At 66.9% G+C, this 17,066-nt stretch carries 19 protein-coding genes; 17 read left to right on the forward strand and 2 right to left on the reverse strand.

Annotation, left to right across the window (positions count from 1 at the left end; all coding sequences use genetic code 11):
- Nucleotides 1-138 precede the first annotated feature (138 nt).
- From Ga0609869_RS01775 to Ga0609869_RS01825, 11 genes are all read left to right on the forward strand, one after another.
- Entirely contained in the window at nt 139-537 is a 399-nt protein-coding gene (locus tag Ga0609869_RS01775) for a DUF6524 family protein (RefSeq protein ID WP_125403496.1), read from the forward strand.
- 135 nt (nt 538-672) lie between these two features.
- Nucleotides 673-1,083 carry a DUF6524 family protein gene (locus Ga0609869_RS01780; protein ID WP_125403497.1) on the forward strand — a complete coding sequence of 137 codons (411 nt, stop codon included), beginning with the start codon at nt 673-675 and terminating at the stop codon, nt 1,081-1,083.
- A gap of 63 nt (nt 1,084-1,146) precedes the next feature.
- Entirely contained in the window at nt 1,147-1,521 is a 375-nt protein-coding gene (gene secG, locus Ga0609869_RS01785; protein WP_125403498.1) for a preprotein translocase subunit SecG, read from the forward strand.
- Between the two features lie 166 nt (nt 1,522-1,687).
- Nucleotides 1,688-3,331: a CTP synthase gene (pyrG, locus tag Ga0609869_RS01790; RefSeq protein ID WP_125403499.1), complete on the forward strand. Its 1,644-nt coding sequence runs from the start codon at nt 1,688-1,690 to the stop codon at nt 3,329-3,331.
- A 2-nt stretch (nt 3,332-3,333) separates the two neighbouring features.
- Nucleotides 3,334-4,041, forward strand: a complete 708-nt coding sequence (locus tag Ga0609869_RS01795; RefSeq protein WP_125403500.1) for a hypothetical protein — start codon at nt 3,334-3,336, stop codon at nt 4,039-4,041.
- Nucleotides 4,042-4,090: 49 nt separating this feature from the next.
- Nucleotides 4,091-4,537, forward strand: coding sequence for a tellurite resistance TerB family protein (locus Ga0609869_RS01800; protein WP_125403501.1), 447 nt, complete (start codon nt 4,091-4,093; stop codon nt 4,535-4,537).
- 192 nt (nt 4,538-4,729) lie between these two features.
- A complete protein-coding gene (locus tag Ga0609869_RS01805) occupies nt 4,730-5,509 on the forward strand; it encodes an ABC transporter ATP-binding protein (RefSeq protein WP_125403502.1) in 780 nt (259 codons plus the stop codon).
- Between the two features lie 43 nt (nt 5,510-5,552).
- Nucleotides 5,553-6,287, forward strand: coding sequence for a transporter substrate-binding domain-containing protein (locus tag Ga0609869_RS01810; RefSeq protein ID WP_125403503.1), 735 nt, complete (start codon nt 5,553-5,555; stop codon nt 6,285-6,287).
- A gap of 47 nt (nt 6,288-6,334) precedes the next feature.
- Nucleotides 6,335-7,216 (forward strand): ABC transporter permease, encoded by an 882-nt coding sequence (locus Ga0609869_RS01815; protein WP_125403504.1) that lies wholly within the window; start codon nt 6,335-6,337, stop codon nt 7,214-7,216.
- A complete protein-coding gene (locus Ga0609869_RS01820; RefSeq protein WP_125403505.1) occupies nt 7,213-8,052 on the forward strand; it encodes an ABC transporter permease in 840 nt (279 codons plus the stop codon). The genes Ga0609869_RS01815 and Ga0609869_RS01820 overlap by 4 nt, the downstream gene beginning before the upstream one ends.
- Complete coding sequence (locus Ga0609869_RS01825; protein WP_125403506.1) at nt 8,049-9,380, forward strand: glutamine synthetase family protein; 1,332 nt, start codon at nt 8,049-8,051, stop codon at nt 9,378-9,380. Before Ga0609869_RS01820 ends, Ga0609869_RS01825 begins: the two co-directional genes overlap by 4 nt.
- An 8-nt stretch (nt 9,381-9,388) precedes the next feature.
- Here Ga0609869_RS01825 and Ga0609869_RS01830 read toward each other — a convergent pair whose 3' ends face one another.
- Nucleotides 9,389-10,537: an acyltransferase family protein gene (locus Ga0609869_RS01830; RefSeq protein ID WP_125403507.1), complete on the reverse strand. Its 1,149-nt coding sequence runs from the start codon at nt 10,535-10,537 to the stop codon at nt 9,389-9,391.
- A 217-nt stretch (nt 10,538-10,754) separates the two neighbouring features.
- Between Ga0609869_RS01830 and Ga0609869_RS01835 the strand changes: the two genes are divergently transcribed.
- The 5 genes from Ga0609869_RS01835 to Ga0609869_RS01855 all read left to right on the forward strand — a co-directional run bounded on the left by Ga0609869_RS01835 (nt 10,755) and on the right by Ga0609869_RS01855 (nt 15,957).
- Nucleotides 10,755-11,447 (forward strand): type 1 glutamine amidotransferase, encoded by a 693-nt coding sequence (locus Ga0609869_RS01835; RefSeq protein WP_125403508.1) that lies wholly within the window; start codon nt 10,755-10,757, stop codon nt 11,445-11,447.
- A complete protein-coding gene (locus Ga0609869_RS01840; protein WP_125403509.1) occupies nt 11,444-12,799 on the forward strand; it encodes a glutamine synthetase family protein in 1,356 nt (451 codons plus the stop codon). Before Ga0609869_RS01835 ends, Ga0609869_RS01840 begins: the two co-directional genes overlap by 4 nt.
- Nucleotides 12,796-14,100, forward strand: coding sequence for an NAD(P)/FAD-dependent oxidoreductase (locus tag Ga0609869_RS01845; protein ID WP_125403510.1), 1,305 nt, complete (start codon nt 12,796-12,798; stop codon nt 14,098-14,100). The genes Ga0609869_RS01840 and Ga0609869_RS01845 overlap by 4 nt, the downstream gene beginning before the upstream one ends.
- Nucleotides 14,101-14,188: 88 nt before the next feature.
- Nucleotides 14,189-15,382, forward strand: a complete 1,194-nt coding sequence (locus Ga0609869_RS01850; RefSeq protein ID WP_125403511.1) for a DegT/DnrJ/EryC1/StrS family aminotransferase — start codon at nt 14,189-14,191, stop codon at nt 15,380-15,382.
- A gap of 98 nt (nt 15,383-15,480) precedes the next feature.
- Complete coding sequence (locus Ga0609869_RS01855) at nt 15,481-15,957, forward strand: DUF4177 domain-containing protein (RefSeq protein WP_125403512.1); 477 nt, start codon at nt 15,481-15,483, stop codon at nt 15,955-15,957.
- Between the two features lie 72 nt (nt 15,958-16,029).
- On the opposite strand, the gene Ga0609869_RS01860 is transcribed toward Ga0609869_RS01855, so the two are convergent.
- Nucleotides 16,030-16,287, reverse strand: a complete 258-nt coding sequence (locus Ga0609869_RS01860; RefSeq protein WP_125403513.1) for a BolA family protein — start codon at nt 16,285-16,287, stop codon at nt 16,030-16,032.
- Between the two features lie 75 nt (nt 16,288-16,362).
- On the opposite strand from Ga0609869_RS01860, the gene Ga0609869_RS01865 reads away from it, so the two are divergent.
- Nucleotides 16,363-16,992: a J domain-containing protein gene (locus tag Ga0609869_RS01865; RefSeq protein WP_125403514.1), complete on the forward strand. Its 630-nt coding sequence runs from the start codon at nt 16,363-16,365 to the stop codon at nt 16,990-16,992.
- The last annotated feature ends 74 nt before the right edge of the window (nt 16,993-17,066 follow it).

The raw sequence follows: 17,066 nt of genomic DNA on the forward strand, positions 1-17,066 counted from the left end.
AAGATGCTGACGTGCAAACCCGCGCCGGTATAAAGCCCTGCGACGATGAGGCAAGGCCATTTTCGCCGCAACGCGCGGGTGCGGAAGCTATGGTAGGCATCGACTCGGACGCGCGAGAAGATTCAGGGAGTGTCTGGAATGGCCGGAATCCTCTTTCGGTGGCTGATTGCCTTCGTGCTGTTGGCTGCGACCTATAATCCGACATCGTACAACTACACACGCTGGGTGATGGATGGCTGGCAGGAAAATACCCCGCAGATCGTGCTGGCCGGACTGTTGCTGCTGACCGGATACGTCATCTACCTGCGCGCCACGCTGCGCTCGATCGGCGCCTTCGGCATGATCCTGGTGATGGCCATCGTCGCCGCGCTGATCTGGGTGCTCGTCGACTGGCAGGTGATCCGACTGGACGATCCGGGCCTGAACACCTGGATCGGCATCGCCACGCTCAGCCTCGTTCTGGGCGTCGGGCTGTCCTGGAGCATCATCCGCCGCCGCCTGTCGGGTCAGGCCGATGTGGACGACGTCGAAGACTAGGGTGCGTCGCCTAGCGCGCCCACTAGCGCCGGCAAGGCCCTGCGACGATGCGGCAAAGCAATTTTCGCCGCACAGGGTTCGTGTCGCGTTACACTCGGCCCCGAGTCGGATCGACACAAACAAGGAGGACCAAGAATGTCCGGATTTCTGCTGCGCACGGTGATTGCCTTCATCCTGCTGGCCGCAACCTACAACCCGACAAAGTTCAACTACGTGACCTGGGCGCAGGACAATTACGCCACGCAAAAGCCGCTGGTGATCGGCCTCGGCATCATCCTGGGCATCGCGCTGCTCTACTTCCTGCTCAGCACGATCCGAACACTCGGGTCGGTTGGGATCTTCCTGCTTTTGGTGATCGTCGCGCTTCTGGGATATATCCTGGTCGACAAGGGCGTGATCGCGCTGGAACTCAGCACGAACAACATCTGGGGCGTCATCGCCATCCTGTCGCTGATCCTTGGCGGCGCGTCCAGTTGGCGCGGGCCGAGCAAGATCAAGTCGCGCAGCAAGGTGCGGCCGCCGGCAGGCGAAGAGGCCAGAGCCTGAGGGGTTGCGGGGGCGGCCCGTTGGGCTTAGGTAGCCGACCAAGTCACTATTAGGGCCGCCCTTATGCAAAACGTCATCCTGATCGTCCACCTGATCCTCGCGCTCTGCCTGATCGGCGTGGTCCTGTTGCAGCGCTCGGAGGGCGGCGGTCTGGGCATGGGCGGCGGTGGTGGCGGCGCCATGACCGGGCGCGGCGCGGCCAGCGCGCTGGGCCGGGTGACCTGGTTTTTCGCCATCGCCTTCATCTGCACATCGCTGCTGTTGACGGTGATCGCGGCGCAGAATGCCGAGGGCACCTCGGTCGTCGACCGTCTGGGGGCCGAGCCGCCGGCAGCCGCAGAGACCGAGACGGACGACACGACCGAGTCGGCCCTGGGCACCGACCTTTTGCCGCCTGCGCCGGTCGATGCGCCCCTTGCGCCGCCCCGGGCCGACTGAGACAAGACCACAAAACGTTGATTCGGGCTGGCAATCAGCCCCAGCATCTTGCGGTCATGTTGCGGCATCGCCGCGAATCCCTTATAGGTTAAATCCCGTGATGCTGCGGTCCTGAAGGGCCGAATCGGGCAGACCAGGAACGAGGATCACGGGGGTTTTCAGCGTCATGGCGCGTTTCATCTTTATCACCGGCGGGGTTGTGTCCTCGCTCGGCAAGGGGCTGGCTTCGGCGGCTCTGGGGGCGCTGTTGCAGGCCCGCGGGTTCACCGTGCGGCTGCGAAAGCTCGACCCCTATCTCAACGTCGATCCCGGCACGATGAGCCCGTTCGAGCATGGCGAGGTCTTCGTCACCGACGACGGCGCCGAGACCGATCTCGACCTCGGCCATTACGAACGCTTCACGGGCGTGGCCGCACGGCGCACCGACTCCGTCTCGTCGGGGCGCATCTATTCGAACGTGCTCGAGAAGGAACGCCGGGGCGATTACCTTGGCAAGACCATCCAGGTGATCCCCCACGTCACCGACGAGATCAAGGATTTCATCCGGATCGGCGAGGACGAGGTCGATTTCATGCTGTGCGAGATCGGCGGCACGGTCGGCGATATCGAGGGCCTTCCGTTTTTCGAGGCGATCCGCCAGTTCAGCCAGGAAAAGCCCCGCGGCCAGTGCATGTTCATGCACCTCACTCTCTTGCCCTATATCCGCGCCAGCGGCGAGTTGAAGACCAAGCCCACGCAGCACTCGGTGAAAGAGCTGCGCTCGATCGGCATCGCGCCGGACGTGCTGGTCTGCCGCTCCGAAGGGCCGATACCGCAGAAGGAGCGCGACAAGCTGGCGCTCTTTTGCAACGTGCGCCCCGACGCGGTGATCGCCGCGCAAGACCTGCAATCGATCTACGAGGCACCGCTGGCCTATCACCGCGAGGGGCTGGACCAGGCGGTGCTGGACGCGTTCGCGATCAGCCCCGCGCCCAAGCCGCACCTGGCGAAATGGGAGGACGTCTCCGACCGCATTTTCAACGCCGAGGGCGAGGTGCGCGTGGCCATCGTGGGCAAGTACACCCAGCTTGAGGACGCCTACAAATCCATCGCCGAGGCGCTGACCCATGGCGGTATGGCCAACCGGGTGAAGGTCAAGGCCGAGTGGATCGACGCCGAGATCTTCGAGCGCGAGGACCCCTCGCCCTACCTTGAGGGTTTCCACGCGATCCTGGTGCCCGGCGGCTTCGGCGAGCGCGGGACCGAGGGCAAGATCCGCGCGGCCGAATTCGCCCGCACCCGCAAGGTGCCCTATCTCGGCATCTGCCTCGGCATGCAGATGGCGGTGATCGAGGCGGCGCGCAATGTCGCGCATCTGCCCGACGCAGGGTCGGAGGAATTCGACCACGAGGCCGGCAAGAAACGCTTTACCCCCGTGGTCTACCACCTCAAGGAATGGGTCCAGGGCAGCCACAAGGTCGAGCGCAAGGTCGACGATGACAAGGGCGGCACGATGCGGCTGGGCGCCTACGCGGCGCATCTGAAAGAGGGCTCGAAGGTCGCGCAGATCTACGGCACGACCAGGATCGAGGAACGTCACCGCCACCGCTACGAGGTGGACATCAAGTATCGCGACAAGCTTGAGGATACCGGGCTGGTGTTTTCAGCCATGTCCCCCGACGGGCGGCTGCCGGAAATCGTGGAATGGACCGATCACCCGTGGTTCATCGGCGTTCAGTTCCACCCCGAGCTGAAATCCAAACCCTTCGCGCCGCACCCGCTATTCGCCGATTTCGTGCGCGCCGCGCGGGACATCTCGCGGCTGGTCTAGGGGTGCGCGCCGGGGCCGCCTGGCTGCTGGCCGCCCTCGTCGCCGGCCCGGCGGCCGGACAAGGCATCGAGGCGGCGCCCCACGATGCGCTGGCGCCGCTTCTGGACGGCCGGATAGATTTCGAAGAGCTGCCCGCCCTGCCCGAGCCCGGGCACAACCTGAACCACGGGCTGGCGGTGATCGGCGCCCGGCTGGGCGAACGTTTTGCCGGCCAGCGGCTGGCCGAGGCGCCCGGCCCCGAAGACGGCCGCCACGACGCGCCCGAAGGCCGGCCCGACGCCCCGCTGGCGCTGGAAACCGGCGCACCCGGCCGGGGGCTGTCGGTCTCGTTCCACCGCGCCTTCGGCTCCAACGCGCTCTACCCGCTGGGCCCCGTCGGCTGGCCCGCCGAGGACGGGCGGGGCGAGGGGTCGGCGGCGGTTCTGTTTACCCGCGATGCCTGCGCGGTGACATTGCGCCTGCACACCGAATACGTGGATGCGCTGGGCACCAATACCGCCCATCGCGGCGACGTAAGCTTTGCCTTCTACGGGCGCGACGGCCGGCTTATGGCCCGCCTCGCGCGACGGCCCGGTGGCGGCATCTCGGGCTTCGGGTTCCGCACCGAGACGGGCGCCCCCGCCATCGCGGGGCTTTTGGTGACCAATCTCGACCCGGGGGGCATCGCGCTCGACGATATCCGGTTCGGCTGCCTGCCGCTGACCGGCTGAGCCGCGCCGGGGCTTGGACCGGGCGCAAAGCGGGACTATATCTCGGCCCATGTTCGCAGATTTCCTCTCACGCCTGACCGCGCCCGACCCCGCCCTCCTGCCCGACCCCGATGCGCGGCTGGCGCTTGGCGCGCTTCTGGTGCGCATCGCCCATTCCGACGGCGAATATGCCCATGAGGAGGCCGAACGGATCGAGCGCATCCTCGCCGCGCGCTACGGGCTGTCGCCCTTCGAGGCGACCGACCTGCGCAGACGCTCCGAGGCGCTGGAAGGCGAGGCGCCCGACACCGTGCGCTTTACCCGCGCGATCAAGGATGCCGTGGCCTATGAAGAGCGCGAAGGCGTGGTCGAGGCGCTCTGGGACGTGGTGCTGGCCGATGGCATCCGCGACGAAGAGGAAGACGGGCTGTTGCGCCTCGTGGCCAAGCTGCTGGGCGTGAACGACCGCGACAGCGCGCTCGCGCGCCAGCGGGTCGAGGCGCGCCGCGCGGGCTGAGCCCCGAAACCCCTGCGAACAGCGGCGCGTGACCAAGGGCCGCGTCTATTGCCGGGCCGCCGCCGGGCATCCCCGCCGCAACCTGCCCAAATCTTGGGCAGACGCAACGGCAGGCAGCAAAAACCCCGTTGCAATCGACCAGGATTTGCGCCCTACTTCGGCCTTGGGGATAACAAAGATGCCGCTGCCTGCGTGACCGACACTAACCCGCCCGTCCTGGAGATCCGCGATCTTCACAAGAGCTATGGTGCCCTCGAAGTGCTCAAGGGCGTCAGCCTGACGGCACGGCGGGGCGACGTGGTCTCGCTGATCGGGTCGTCGGGATCGGGCAAGTCCACCCTCTTGCGCTGTGCCAACCTGCTGGAGGACAGCCAGCAGGGCGACATCATCTTCGAGGACGAGCCGGTCACATGGCGCGGCCAGGGCCCGCACCGCCAGCCCGCCGACCGCGCCCAGGTGATCCGCATCCGCACCAACCTGTCGATGGTGTTCCAGCAGTTCAACCTCTGGGCGCATATGACGATCCTGCAAAACGTGATGGAGGCCCCCGTCACCGTGCTGAAAGAGCAGCGCGACGCGGTCGAGACCCGCGCGCGCGAATTGCTGGCAAAGGTCGGTATCGGCGACAAGGCCGATGTCTTTCCCGCCCAGCTGTCGGGCGGCCAGCAGCAGCGCGCGGCCATCGCGCGGGCGCTGGCGATGCAGCCCCGGGCGCTGCTGTTCGACGAACCGACCTCTGCCCTGGACCCGGAACTCGAGCAGGAGGTGGTGCGCGTCATCAAGGCGCTTGCGGAAGAGGGGCGCACGATGATGCTGGTCACCCACGACATGCGGCTTGCCGCCGATGTGTCCGACCACGTCGTCTTCCTCCATCAGGGCCTGATCGAGGAAGAGGGCCCGCCAGACCGCCTGTTCGGCTCGCCCAAGTCCGAGCGGCTGAGGCAATTCTTGAGTGCAACCGCCGCGGCCTGACCCCAGGGCCGGGCAACCAACCACAAACGGGAGTTCGCAGACGATGAGACCGATTATCCTTGGCACCGCCGCCCTTGCGCTGACCGCCGGGATCGCCCTGGCCGCGAGCCATTCCATGACGGTGCGCATGGGCACCGAGGGCGCTTACCCTCCGTACAACTTCATCAACGACAACGGCGAGGTCGACGGGTTCGAGCGCGAGCTGGGCGACGAGCTTTGCAAGCGCGCCGAACTGACCTGCGAATGGGTCACCAACGAGTGGGATTCGATCATCCCCAACCTGGTGTCGGGCAACTACGACACCATCATCGCGGGCATGTCGATCACCGACGAGCGCGACGAGGTGATCGACTTCACCCAAAGCTACTTTCCGCCCGACCCGTCGGTCTATGTCGCGCTGAGTGACGATATCGACGTGAACTCGGCCGTCGTCGCCGCCCAGACCGGCACGATCCAGGCCAGCCACGTCGCCTCGACCGGCGCCACGCTGGTGGAATTCGCCACCCCCGACGAGACCATCGCCGCCGTCCGCAACGGCGAAGCCGACGTGGTGCTGGCCGACAAGGGCTTTCTCGAGCCCATCGTCAACGAATCCGGCGGCGAGCTCGTGATCGTGGGCGGCGACGTGATGCTGGGCGACGGCATCGGCGTCGGCGTGCGCGAATCCGATGCCGAGCTGAAGGCCAAGTTCGACGCGGCCATCGCCTCGGTCAAGGAAGACGGCACGCTGAACACGCTGATCGCCAAGTGGTTCGACGGCATGGACGGCGGGTACTGATTTGAGCCCCATGCGCGCGGCGCCCCCACGCGCCGCGCGCGCTTGAAATGTTCGCCTCTTGCTCCGATCCTTCCACGCTTGACGGGTTCGCCTGGCTGGCCTGCTATCTGACCAGCGGCAAGCACATGGCGTTCTACGCCTCGTTCGGGACGGTGATGCTGTTGCTGCTGATCACCGCGCCGGCGGCACTGGCCTTCGGCTTTGGCGGTGCGATGGCGGCGCGGGCGCGGCTGTGGCCGGTGCGTCTGATCGGGCGGGCCTACACGGCGATGGTCCGGGGCGTGCCGGACATCATCTTCTTTCTCTTCGTGCCCATCGCGCTGGACCAGGCGTTCGAATGGCTGCGGCACAAGGCGAAATGCCCCGACTGGTCGGAACCGGTGCGCCAGGGCAGCGATTTCGTGGTCTGCGCCCAGGCCAAGCTGCCGCTCTCGACCAGCCCCCAATGGATGCACGAGACCTACGGCTTTTTTCTCGCCGTGCTGGCCTTCGCCATCGTCTTCGGCGCCTTCGCGGCGAATGTGCTTTTCGGCGCGATGCGCGCGGTTCCGCGCGCGCAGATCGAAACCGCCGAGGCCTACGGGATGACCCAGCGCCAGGCCTTCTGGCGCATCCTGGTGCCGCAAATGTGGGTTTATGCCCTGCCGGGGCTTTCGAACCTCTGGATGATCCTGATCAAGGCCACGCCCTTGCTGTTCCTTCTCGGGGTTGAGGATATCGTTTACTGGGCGCGCGAACTGGGCGGGTCCAAGACCTCGATCTACGCCTATCCGCACCCGGACTGGCGGCTTTACTACTTCCTCGGGCTGCTGGTTTTCTATCTCGGCCTCACCAAGGTTTCGGAAATCGTGCTGGGCCGGGTGACCGTGCGCCTGTCCCACGGGCAGGCGACGCTGGCCGGCGAAGCACAGCGGAAGGCGGCCCGATGAGCTGCGTCCAGACCATCGCCGATTACGCGCTGCGCTCGGTCGGCATCGGCGAACGGTTGTTGCCGCGGTCGGATTTCACGCTGTGCGAGCAGATCACGCTGATCGGGTCGGGCCTGATCTGGAACATCTACTTCGGCGCCTTCGCGCTGCTCTTCGGCTTTTTCCTCGCAACCGGGGTGGCCGTGGCGCGGTCGAGCCGCCTGTGGGCGGTGCGCAAACCCGCGGAATGGTTCATCTTCCTGTTCCGCGGCTCGCCGCTCTTCATCCAGTTCTTCCTGGCCTACGAGGCCTTCGTGCTGCTGCCGAAATCGGGGATCGAGATCAACCTGATCTTCACCGAGATCACCGCCGATACCCGCTGGCTGACGCGGGCCTGGGCGGGCGCGCTGATCGTGCTGTTTCTCAACACCGCCGCCTATTCGGGCGAGATCTTTTATGGCGCGCTGCGCTCGGTGCCCAAGGGCGACCTGGAGGCCGCCGACGCCTATGGCCTGTCGGGCTTGGCCAAGTTCCGCCGGGTGGTCTGGCCCACGATGCTGCGGCTTGCCTGGCCGGCCTACACCAACGAGGCGATCTTCCTGTTTCACGCCACGACGCTGGTCTATTTCTCGGGCTTTCCGGCCTGGCAGCAGAAGGGCGACGCGCTTTATTACGCCAGTTACTTCGCCGACAAGACGTTCAACCCGTTCATCCCCTACCCGATCGTGGCGGGCTATTTCATCTTGCTGACGCTGGTCATCATCACGATTTTCGGGCTGATCAACCGCCGGCTCAACCGTCACCTGCCGCAAGAACGGCGCCGTCCGATCCGGTTCCGCCCGCAGGTGCTGAGGTGAGCGAATGGCTGGCCGCGCATCCCGAGGTGCGCTCGATCCGCGTTGCCGCGTGCGATCTCAACGGCCAAGCCCGTGGCAAGCGGGTGCCCGCGCGGTTTGCCGGCAAGGCCGAGGAGGAAGGCGTGCGCTTTCCGCTTTCGGTACTCAATCTCGACATCTGGGGCGAGGATATCGACGAAAGCCCGCTGGTCTTCGAGACCGGCGATGCCGACGGCGTGCTCTACCCCACGGGCCGCGGTTTCGTGCCGATGCCGTGGCTCGATGCGCCCTCGGCGCTGTTGCCGCTGTGGATGTATCGTGAAGACGGCCGCCCCTTCGAGGGCGACCCGCGCCATGCGCTGGCCCGCGTGCTGGAGCGCTATGCCGCGCATGGCTGGCACCCGCAGGTGGCGACCGAGCTGGAATTCTACCTGATCGACGACAGCAAGGACACGCTCGCCCCGCCGCGCTCGCCCCGCTCGGGCAAGCGCCGTGCGGGGGCCGAGATTCTGGGCCTGCGCACGATCGATGCCTTCGACGCCTTTTTCAACGACCTCTACGACGCCTGCGAGGCGATGGACATTCCCGCCGACGCGCTGATCAGCGAGGGGGGCATGGGCCAGTTCGAGATCAACCTCTGCCACACCGAGGCGATGAAAGCCGCCGACGACACCTGGCTTTTCAAGCTGCTGGTCAAGGGGATGGCCCGGCAGCACGGTTTTGCCGCCAGTTTCATGGCCAAGCCCTACCCGGATCATCCGGGCAACGGGCTGCATATCCATTTCTCGGTGCTGGACGGGGCGGGCGACAACATCTTCGACGATGGCGGCGCCCGCGGCACGCCTGCGCTGCACCACGCGGTCGCCGGGTGTCTCAAGGCGCTGCCCGAGATGGCGCTGATCCTCGCCCCCCATGCCAACAGCTATGCCCGCCTCGTGCCCGGCGCCCACGCCCCCACCGCGATTTCTTGGGCCTACGAGAACCGGACCGCCGCGATCCGCATCCCCGGCGGCAACCCGAAGGCCCGGCGCATCGAACAGCGCACGGCGGGCGGCGACGTGAACCCCTACCTGACGGTCGCCGCGACACTGGGGGCCGCGCTGGAAGGGATCGAGGCCGAACTGACCCCGCCCGCGCCCGTCACCGGCAACGCCTATGCGCAGGACCTGCCGCAACTTCCCGCCGACTGGGCCAGTGCAATTTCCGCCTTCGAGGCCGGGGAACTGGTTGCCCGTATCTTCCCGCCCGGGCTGGTCGAGAACCTCGTGCGCACCAAGCGGCAGGAAATGGCCCGCCTGGACACGATGACCGAGGCGCAGCAGAGGGCGCTTTATCTGGACACGGTCTAGCGCCCCCCTCAGGGGTGCGGATTGCCCGCGGCCGCCGCCGACCGAACCGGCTGCGGCGGTTGCGGTGCGGCCACGCGCGGCCCGTCGATGCGCCTGCGCAACCAGCGCAGCACCGGTTTCTCCACGTTCAGATGCAGGAAGATCGCAAGCGCAATCAGCCCCGCCTGGATCGCCAGCATCACCATCACCGAGGCCAGTCCCGCGAGTGGGACGGCCGCGAGCAGCGCGAGCCCGAGATTCTGGTGCAGCAGGTAGTAGACATAGCTCGCCCGGCCCAATGCCGTCATCGGTGCCCAGCGCAGTAGCGGGATCGCCCCCGCGCGCAGGACGGAGACCGCGGCGATGACGAAACAGGCCAGTACCGCGCCCAGCGGGACAGCGGTCCCCGCCGTCGCCCAGTCGAGTTTGGCCCAGCCGTAGAACAGGGCCAGCGCCACCGACACCGTAAGCAGCGCGCGGGCCAGCCACCGTTCCTGCCCATGCATCAGGAAGGCCAGCGCGATGCCGGCGGTGAAAAACGGCTGGTGCTCTGCGAAGAGCAGCCGCGACAGCGCATCGGCCGGCCCGACGCCGGCGATTCCCAGCAGGTGGACGGCGGCGCACCCCGCGGCGACCACGGCCCAGCACCGGATAAAGGACCACGGCAACGCGAAATAAAGAAACGCAGCCAGCGCGTAGAACCGCACCTCAACCCATATCGACCAATAGGCGCCGTCCAGCCATTCCATGCCGGGCACGCCGAATGCGCGGCCCACATGGGCGGGTGGTACGAAGCTCAGCGAGATCAGGTATTCCGGCACCGACCGGCGCAGCACCTCGGGCCCGAGTACTGTCGTCGTCAGGAAGGTCAACGTCGCGCAGACCGCGAAGGTCGGCCAGAGCCGCGCCATCCGCCGCAGCCCGAATTGGGACGCCGATTTCGACCGCGTCAGGCTGAGCGCGATGACCAGACCGGAGACGATGAAGAAAAGGCTGACGCCCAGATGTCCCACGTCGGCCAGGGGAATCCACGCCAGCATGTCGTCGTAGGGAAGAAGATCGAGCCCTTTGCCGGCCGCAGACCAGAAAAACGCGAAGTGAAATAATGCGACCCACAGGATTGCCACCGCGCGCACCCCGTCGACACTGTCCAACCGCTTGTCCAATTTCTCATCCAATCGAGTTTACTCGTAAATGCATCGACGAACTCGGGCGGAGCGCAATTCCAGCCCCTCCAAGACAAAAACAAGAAAATTAGACCACAAAACGTTAACGAACCCAAGGCTTCCTTTTCCTGTCCGCCTTGGACGCCCTCGACGGCATTGTAGCAAACGCCGGCCCTTGCCGAGACTCGCGGGCGGGATTACGGTCGCTCCCACAACTTGGCGAGACCCCATGCAGATCGGCATTCTGGAAACCGGCCACGCGCCCGACGCGCTTCGGGCCGCGCATGGCGACTACAGCGAAATGATCGCGCGGATGCTGGGCGGCGAGGGCTTTTCCTTCCGGGCGTGGAACGTCGAGGCGATGGCGTTTCCCGACAGCGTCCACGCCGCCGAAGGATGGCTCATCACCGGGTCGCGCCACGGCGTCTACGACGATCTGCCCTTCATCCCCCCGCTGGAAGAGTTCGTCCGCGCCGCCATCGCCGAAAACGTGCCGATCGTCGGCATCTGTTTCGGCCACCAGATCATCGCCCGCGCGCTGGGCGGGCGCGTCGAGAAATTCGCCGGCGGCTGGGAGGTCGGGCCCACCGAGTACGAGATCGAGGGGCAGAGCTACCGCTTGCAGGCCTGGCACCAGGACCAGGTGATCACGCCCCCGGACGGCGCCGAAACCGTGGGCACCGCGCCGGGCTGCGCCCATGCGGCGCTGATCTACGGCGACCGCGCCTATTCGGTGCAGCCCCACCCGGAATACGGCCCCGCCTTCATCGAGGGGCTGATGCAGGTGCGCGCGCCGGGCGTCGTGCCGCCCGACCGCCTGGCCGCCGCGCGCGCCGTGCTGGACCGGTCGACCGCCCCGTCCTCGGCCCGCATGGCCGCGCGCATGGCCGCCTTTCTGCGCCGCGAGGAGCCGGCACCATGAACGACTGGACAGAGCAACTGCCCGAGGCCGCGCGCCAATACCTATACGGGCGCAAGCTGGACGAGGTGGAATGCATCGTCGCCGATCTGGCCGGCGTGGCCCGCGGCAAGGCGATGCCGGCAGCGAAATTCGCCAAGCAGACGCATTTCTACCTGCCCAACTCGATCTTCCTGCAGACCATCACCGGCGACTGGGCCGATATCGAGGGCCAGGCCTTTACCGAGCCCGACATGATCCTGACGCCGGATTTCACCACCGCCAGCGCCGCGCCCTGGACCGGCGACTACACGCTTCAGGTGATCCACGAGATCGCCGACCAGACCGGCGCGCCGGTGCCCATCGCGCCGCGCAACGTTCTCAAACGGGTGGTCGAGCTTTACAACGCCCGCGGCTGGGTGCCGATCGTAGCCCCGGAGATGGAGTTCTTCCTCGTTGCCCGCAACGTGGACCCGGCCCATCCGGTCGAGCCGCCGATGGGCCGCTCGGGCCGCCGCGCCGCCGCGCGGCAGGCCTACTCGATGAGCGCGGTCGACGAATACGGCCCCGTGATCGACGACATCTACGATTTCGCCGAGGCCCAGGGGCTGGAGATCGACGGCATCCTGCAAGAGGGCGGCGCCGGGCAGGTCGAGTTGAACCTGCGCCACGGCGACCCGGTCAAGCTGGCCGACGAGATCTTCTATTTCAAGCGGCTGATCCGCGAGGCGGCCCTCAGGCACGACTGCTACGCGACCTTCATGGCCAAGCCGATCGAGGACGAGCCCGGATCGGCGATGCATATCCACCACTCGGTGGTCGACGCCAAAACCGGCCACAACATCTTTTCCGAACCAGACGGCAGCGAAAGCCGCGCGTTCCTGCACTTCATCGCCGGGCTTCAGACGCATATCCCCGCGGTCACCGCGATCCTGGCGCCTTACGTCAACAGCTATCGGCGCTACGTCCCCGATTTCGCCGCGCCTATCAACCTCGAATGGGCACGCGACAACCGCACCACGGGGCTGCGCGTGCCGGTGTCCGAGCCCGAGAGCCGGCGCGCCGAGAACCGGCTGGCGGGGATGGACTGCAACCCCTACCTGGGCATCGCCGCGTCGCTGGCCTGCGGATATCTGGGGCTGATGGACGGCATCTACCCAAAGGACGAGTTCAAGGGCGACGCCTATGCCAGCGCCGAGGGCATCCCGCGCAACGTGGCCGAGGCGCTGGACCTTTTCGAGGCGGCACCGGCGCTGCACGAGGTGCTGGGCCCCGAGTTCTGCCGTGTCTACGCAGCCGTGAAACGGCTGGAATACAAGGAGTTCCTCCAGGTCATCAGCCCCTGGGAACGCGAGCATCTGTTGTTGAACGTATGAACCTGCTCTTTGCCAACGACAAGCGCGGCGCCTACCCGGCCAGCTATTACACCGCGAACACACCGCTATTGCCCGAGCATCCGCCGCTGAAGGGCGCGGCGCGCGCAGATGTCTGCGTGATCGGCGGCGGCTATACGGGGCTGTCGGCGGCGCTGCACCTGGCGCAGCGGGGCTATGACGTCGTCTTGCTCGAGGCGCAAAGGCTGGGTTTCGGCGCCTCGGGACGCAACGGCGGGCAGGTGGGCTCGGGCCAGCGCGCGGACCAGACGCAACTGGAACGGATGCTGGGCGACGGCGATGCCGCGCGGCTATGGCATCTGGCCGAAGACGCCAAGGCGCTGGTGGCCGAGCTGATCGCCACGCACGGCATGGATTGCGGCTTTCGCCCCGGTGTGGTCCACGCCGAATGGCAGGCGCGCCATGTGCCCCATGTCCATGCCTATGCCGAAAAGCTGCTGCGCGATTACGAATACGACCTGATCGAGCCCCTGACCCGGCAAGAAATCCGCACGCTGGTGGGCTCGCCCGTTTACCAGGGCGGCAGCGTCGACTGGGGCGCGGGGCACCTCAACCCGCTGGCCTTTGCGCTGGGGCTCGCCCAAGCGGCCGAGCGCGCGGGCGCGCGGCTGTGCGAAGGGTCTGCGGTGCACCAGGTCCAGCATGGCGACCGGGCGGTCGTGCGCACCGACAAGGGCCATGTCGAGGCGGATCACGTCATCCTCGCCTGCAACGGCTATCTGGGCGGGCTCGACGACCGCGTGGCCGCCCGGGTGATGCCGATCAACAATTTCATGGTTGCGACCGAGCCCTTGGGCAAGCGCGCCGCCACCGTGCTGGCCAAGCCCGTGGCGGTGGCCGACAGCCGCTTCGTGGTCAACTATTTCCGCCTGTCCGAGGATGGGCGGCTGATCTTCGGCGGCGGCGAAAGCTATGGCTACCGCTTCCCCGAGGATATCGCATCCAAGGTGCGCAAGCCGATGCAGGAGGTCTTTCCGCAACTGGCCGATGTCAAGATCGACTATGCCTGGGGCGGCACGCTGGCGATCACCCGCTCGCGCCTGCCGCATTTCGCCCGTGTGGCGCCCAACGTGCTGTCGGCCTCTGGCTATTCGGGCCACGGCGTCGCGCTGGCCACCCTTGCAGGGCGGCTGATGGGCGAGGCGACCGCCGGCCAGGCCGAGGATTTCGACCTGATGGCGCGCCTGCCCTGCCCGCCCTTTCCCGGCGCCGGCGGCCTGCGCCGGCCGCTGCTGGCGCTGGCCATGGGCTGGTATGGCCTGCGCGACACGCTGGGCATCTAACGCTGCCGCCACAGCAGATCGCACTTTGCCTTGACGCGCCCGCCAACTTACAGCTTTTCTGAAAACGACTTTCAGAGAAGGTGAAGACATGTCCCTGGCGCCCAACGTCTACGACGCCGAGCCGATCCCCGAAGCCGCCCGCGCCGAGATCGACCGCCTGCTGCAATCGGGCGACCTGTTCCGCTACACCGCCCCGGCGGATGCGCCGGTGGCGCTTTTAGAGCGCGAGTTCGCCGAGTTCATGGGCGTGACATACGCGGTGGCCGTCGCCTCGTGCTCGGCCGCGCTGTTCCTGTCGCTCAAGGCGCTGGACCTGCCGCGGGGCGCACGGGTGCTGATCCCGGCCTTCACCTTCGCCGCCGTGCCCTCGGCCGTTGTCCATGCCGACTGCGTGCCCGTGCTGGCCGAGGTGGGCGCGAATTTCCGCCTCGACATGGCCGATTTCGAGGCCAGGCTCGACGGCGTCGACGCGATCCTGATCAGCCACATGCGCGGACATACCTCGGACATGGACGCGATCATGGCGCTGGCGCGGACCCGCGACATCCCCGTGATCGAGGACGCCGCGCATTCGCTCGGCACCCTCTGGCACGGGCGCAAGATCGGCACGCTGGGCAAGATCGGCTGTTTCTCGTTTCAGTCCTACAAGATGGTGAACGCCGGCGAAGGCGGCATCCTGGTGACCGACGACGCCGACCTCGCCGCCCGCGCCGTCATCATGTCGGGCGCCTACGAGCATAACTGGAAAAAGCATCACGGGCTGCAAAACAGCTTTGCCCGCTGGCAGAACAAGCTGCCGCTTTACAACACACGGATGCAGAACCTCTCGGCCGCCGTGATCCGCCCGCAACTGGCCGAGGTCGCGCGACGGGTGCGCGACGGGCGGGCCAACCATGATTACGTGGCCGAACGGCTGAATGGCTCGTCCTGGCTCGACGTGCCGCCGCCCCTGGCGCCCGAAACCCGCGCGCCGGACTCGATCCAGTTCAACCTCGTGGGCTTTCGCGCTGACGCCGAGGCGCATGCCTTTCAGGCCGCGGCCAAGGCCCGTGGCGTGTCGGTCCAGGTATTCGGGCTGAGCCAGGACAACGCGCGTGCCTATTGGAACTGGCAGTTCCTGGACGATCTGCCCGAGCTGCCGAAAACGCGGGCGATGCTGATGCGCGCCTGCGACGTGCGCCTGCCCGCGCGACTGACCCGGCCCGAGCTGGATTTCATCGCCGATGCGCTGATCGCCGCCGCCGAGGACGTCAAGGACCAGCCCCGCGCCTACGGCACCTGAGCGTGCCCGCCCGCCCGGCGCGTCGAAAATCTGGTCGTGCGCTTGGACTTCGCCGGCGCGAATCGCTAGGGTGTAGCGGTAATTGCGGGGGATTTTTAATGTCGCATTATGAATACAAGGTCGTTCCGGCGCCATCGAAGGCGGCGCGCGCGCGCGGCGTGAAGGGGACTGAGGCACGCTTTGCCCATGCCCTGACCGCGCTGATGAACGAGATGGCCCGCACGGGCTGGGAATACCTGCGCGCCGATACGCTGCCCTGCGAAGAGCGGCAGGGGCTGACGGGCAAGACATCGAGTTTTAAGAACATGCTGGTCTTCCGCCGGGCTCTGCAGGATGAGCCTGCCCGGGCCGAGCCGCGGCACGCTGCCCCCGCCGCCAGGTCCGAGCAACGGCAGGGCGCGCCCGTGGCCGCCCCGTCGGTGACGCCGCCTCAGCCGCAGACGCCCGATCAGATTGCCGCGGCCGCGGCGGCCAGCCTCACGGCGCGCCCGAATGCCGGCCCGTCCCCGGCGCTGGGCCCGGCCGATGCGCAGGATCCGCCCGCCCGGCCGTCTCGGGATGTGGCCGCCGAATAAGACGAGGCGCAAAATTCCTTCAATGGATCTCGCCACCGGTTCCCGGAGACCTCTTGGTGCAAGACGCCGCCACTAGGCCTCGATCTTTAGCGCCAGCGCGTGGATGCGCCCCATGATTTCAGGGCCCAGCGCCGCGTGCACCGCCCGGTGGCGTGCCAGCCTGCCCTGCCCGGCCAATGCCGGGGCGGCAATCTCGACGCGGAAATGGCTCTCGCCGCCTTCGCGATAGCCCGCATGGCCCCGGTGCCGCTCGCTTTCGTCGGTTACCACCAGCCGCTCGGGCGCGAAGGCCTGTTGCAGCCGGGTCCGGATTTCCTCGCTCATGTTCATTTTTCGTCCGCGCCCTCTTCATTCCTCTGCACAAAAGTCTAAACTCTCCAGTCCGAGTCGAACAGGTGGCAGGTCATGGCCAAGAGCGATCCCTTCGGATTCGATATCTCCGTCTCAGCGGACAAGAAAAAGCGTACCCGCGGCCGTCGTGGCATGTCGGGCGCCTTCGAAACCTCGAACCGCAAGTGCGAGCATCCCGGCTGCGAAGAGCTGGGCCAGTACCGCGCACCGAAATCACCCGATCACCTCGACGAGTATTACTGGTTCTGCAAGGACCATGTGCGCGAGTACAATCTGAAATGGAACTTCTTCAACGGCGCCACCGAGGACGAGCTCGACGCGCAGATCGAGAAGGACCGGGTCTGGGGCCGTGCCACCCGCCCCTTCGCCAGCGAAGAGGAACAGCGCGCCTGGGCGCGCCTCGGCGTGGACGACCCCCACCAGGTGCTGGGCGAAAACGCCACCCGCAACCCTGGCCGCAGCACCAACGGCACCACCCGCCGCCTGCCCCCGACCGAGCGCCGCGCGCTGGAAATCCTCGAGGCGCGCGATCACTGGACCAAGGCGGAAATCCGCAAGCAGTACAAGTCGCTGGTCAAGGATTTGCACCCGGACATGAACGGCGGCAACCGCGCCGACGAGGACCGGCTGCAAGAGGTCGTCTGGGCCTGGGATCAGATCAAGGACAGCCGCAGCTTCAAGTAACCGGGCGGCAGGCAATGCCTGCCGCCCGATCCGGGGACGCGCGGGCATGCGCCCCGGCGGGGGTGTGACACGGC

Source organism: Rhodovulum iodosum (assembly GCF_041020385.1).
In the GTDB taxonomy this organism is placed as follows: Bacteria; Pseudomonadota; Alphaproteobacteria; order Rhodobacterales; family Rhodobacteraceae; genus Rhodovulum; species Rhodovulum iodosum.